The following is a 2,526-nucleotide window of genomic DNA, read 5'->3' as shown; positions in this document are numbered from 1 at the left end:
CGGCGCTTACCACGACGTCGATTCGTCGGAAATGGCGTTCAAGATCTGCAGCTCCATCTGCCTGAAGGAAGCCTGCCGCAAGGCGAAGCCGGTGCTTCTTGAGCCCGTGATGCGGGTGGAAGTCGTGGTGCCCGATGAATACATGGGGCCGGTAAACGGCGATCTGATTTCGCGCCGCGGGCGCCTGGAGGGCACGGAAATTCGGGGTGGCACGCACCTGATCAAGGCGATGGTGCCGCTGTCGGACATGTTTGGCTATGCGACCGAGATCCGCTCGCGCACGCAGGGCCGCGGAAGTTTCACCATGCACTTCGGGCAGTATGAGGAAGTGCCGAAGAACATCGCCGAAGAGATCGTGGCGAAGGTGCAGGGCAAAGTTACCAAGTAGGAGAGACAAATCCCATGGCAAAAGAGAAATTTGATCGCAGCAAGCCGCACGTAAACATCGGGACGATCGGGCACATCGATCACGGGAAGACGACGCTGACGGCGGCCATCACAAAGGTGCTGGCCAAGCACAATCCGAAGAACTCGTTCCGGAGCTTCGATTCGATCGACAACGCGCCGGAAGAGAAGGCGCGAGGGATCACGATCGCGGTATCGCACGTGGAGTACGAGACGGCGAAGCGGCATTACGCGCACGTGGATTGTCCGGGACACGCGGACTACATCAAGAACATGATCACCGGGGCGGCGCAGATGGACGGGGCGATCCTGGTGGTGGCGGCGACCGACGGACCGATGCCGCAGACGCGGGAGCACATTCTGCTGGCGAGGCAGGTGGGAGTGCCGTCGATCGTGGTGGCGCTGAACAAAGTGGACATGGTGGACGACGCGGAGCTTCTGGAGCTGGTGGAGCTGGAAGTGCGGGAGTTGCTGTCGAAGTATCAGTTCCCTGGGGACGATCTGCCGGTGGTGCGGGTGAGCGCGCTGGGAGCGTTGAACGGGGAAGAGAAGTGGGAGAAGGCGATCGACGAGTTGATGGACAAGGTGGACACGTATGTACCGCTGCCGGAGCGGCCGGTGTCGAAGCCATTCCTGATGCCGATTGAGGATATCTTCTCGATCCAGGGGCGCGGGACGGTAGTGACGGGGCGCATCGAGAACGGGATCTGCAAGGTAGGCGAGGAAATGGAGATCGTCGGATTCCGGGCGACGCGGAAGACGGTGGTGACGGGCGTGGAAATGTTCAAGAAGTTGTTGGACGAAGGGCGCGCCGGAGACAACGTGGGGCTGCTGCTGCGCGGGATTGAAAAGAACGACGTGGAGCGGGGACAGGTGATCGCGAAGCCGGGGTCGATCAAGCCTTTTAGCAAGTTCAAGGCCGAGGTTTACGTGCTGAGCAAGGAAGAGGGAGGGCGGCACACGCCGTTCTTCAAGGGATACCGGCCGCAGTTCTACTTCCGGACGACGGATGTGACGGGAGTGGCGCAGTTGCCGGAGGGGATGGAGATGGTGATGCCGGGAGACAACGTGACGCTGGAAGTGGATCTGATCACGCCGGTGGCCATGGACAAGGGCTTGCGGTTTGCGATACGCGAAGGCGGACGCACCGTGGGCGCCGGCACGGTTACGGAAATTCTGTCCTAACAGGAAGGTACTATGCGGGAAATCATTACCTTGCAGTGTGGCGAGTGCAAGCGGAAGAATTACAGCAACACCAAGAATAAGAAAACCACGACGGAACGCATTGAGCTGAAGAAGTTTTGCCCGTTCTGCCGCAAGCACCAGCCGCACAAGGAAATCAAGTAGAATCGGGTTAGGCGCAGTCAGAGGAAGCCGAAGGGGCGTAGGTTTAACGGCAGACCAGCGGTCTCCAAAACCGCGAGTGGGGGTTCGAATCCCTCCGCCCCTGCCAAACTTTTTTGTGGGTTTGGCCCTGCCCGGCGAGAGCCCGCTCGACGAGAGAGAAAGAAGCATTCATGGCAATCGCAAAAGCGAACGAAGAACCAGCCAGTTTTGGCCAGCGCGCAATGGGGTGGCCCGTGCGCGTAAAAAACTACGTGGAAGAGCTACGCGCGGAAATGCGCCTCGTCTCCTGGCCAAACCGGCATCAGGTTCAGAGCACAACTGTGGTGGTGATTCTCTCCGTCTTTGCTTTCGCGGCCTATTTTTTTGTCGTTGACGCGATTGTAAATCAAACGATCACGCGGCTGTTCAACGCGCTTACCAAGCAGTAGGGGCTCATTCATGGAAGACGAACAGATCATAAACGGCGAATCCGCCGAGCACGCCGTGGACGATCAGGCCGCCGGCTCCGAGAGTCCCGTCGCGGAAGCGGCGCCGGCCGCCGCCGAGCCCTCCACGAAGAATTGGTTCATCATCCATACCTATTCGGGATTCGAGCAGAAAGTCGCCGATTCTCTGCGCAGCCGCGCACAGGCATTTGGCTTCGCCGACAAGATCGGACAGCTTCTCATTCCCACCGAAGAAGTGGTGGAACTGAGGAACGGCAAGAAAATCACCAGCAAGCGCCTGCTTTATCCCGGCTATGTTCTGGTGGAGATGGAGATGAGCGACCAGCTC

5 protein-coding genes and 1 tRNA gene are annotated in these 2,526 nt (G+C 59.3%); all 6 read left to right on the top strand.

Going from position 1 to position 2,526, the window contains the following annotated elements; genetic code table 11:
• Nucleotides 1-388: elongation factor G (gene fusA / locus JSS34_08755; GenBank protein ID MBS0186385.1), on the top strand; the 388-nt coding region annotated here is incomplete at its 5' end.
• 14 nt (nucleotides 389-402) lie between these two features.
• Nucleotides 403-1,590: an elongation factor Tu gene (tuf, locus tag JSS34_08750; GenBank protein MBS0186384.1), complete on the top strand. Its 1,188-nt coding sequence runs from the start codon at nucleotides 403-405 to the stop codon at nucleotides 1,588-1,590.
• Nucleotides 1,591-1,602: 12 nt separating this feature from the next.
• On the top strand, nucleotides 1,603-1,752 hold the full coding sequence (gene rpmG, locus JSS34_08745) for a 50S ribosomal protein L33 (GenBank protein ID MBS0186383.1): 150 nt from the start codon (nucleotides 1,603-1,605) through the stop codon (nucleotides 1,750-1,752).
• Nucleotides 1,753-1,783: 31 nt separating this feature from the next.
• Nucleotides 1,784-1,858, top strand: a tRNA-Trp gene (locus JSS34_08740).
• A gap of 64 nt (nucleotides 1,859-1,922) precedes the next feature.
• Entirely contained in the window at nucleotides 1,923-2,180 is a 258-nt protein-coding gene (secE, locus tag JSS34_08735; GenBank protein ID MBS0186382.1) for a preprotein translocase subunit SecE, read from the top strand.
• Between the two features lie 10 nt (nucleotides 2,181-2,190).
• The coding region (locus JSS34_08730; GenBank protein MBS0186381.1) for a transcription termination/antitermination factor NusG at nucleotides 2,191-2,526 on the top strand (336 nt) is incomplete at its 3' end.

The sequence above is a fragment of the Pseudomonadota bacterium genome (assembly GCA_018242545.1).
Classification (GTDB): domain Bacteria; phylum Pseudomonadota; class Alphaproteobacteria; order 16-39-46; family 16-39-46; genus 16-39-46.
The sequence above is the reverse complement of the archived record's forward strand: the minus strand, read 5'-3'. Positions and strand labels throughout refer to the sequence as shown.

Coding starts and splice junctions, on each gene's coding strand:
- tuf (MBS0186384.1), top strand. CDS start 403: ATGGCAAAAGAGAAATTTGATCGCAGCAAGCCGCACGTAAACATCGGG.
- rpmG (MBS0186383.1), top strand. CDS start 1,603: ATGCGGGAAATCATTACCTTGCAGTGTGGCGAGTGCAAGCGGAAGAAT.
- secE (MBS0186382.1), top strand. CDS start 1,923: ATGGCAATCGCAAAAGCGAACGAAGAACCAGCCAGTTTTGGCCAGCGC.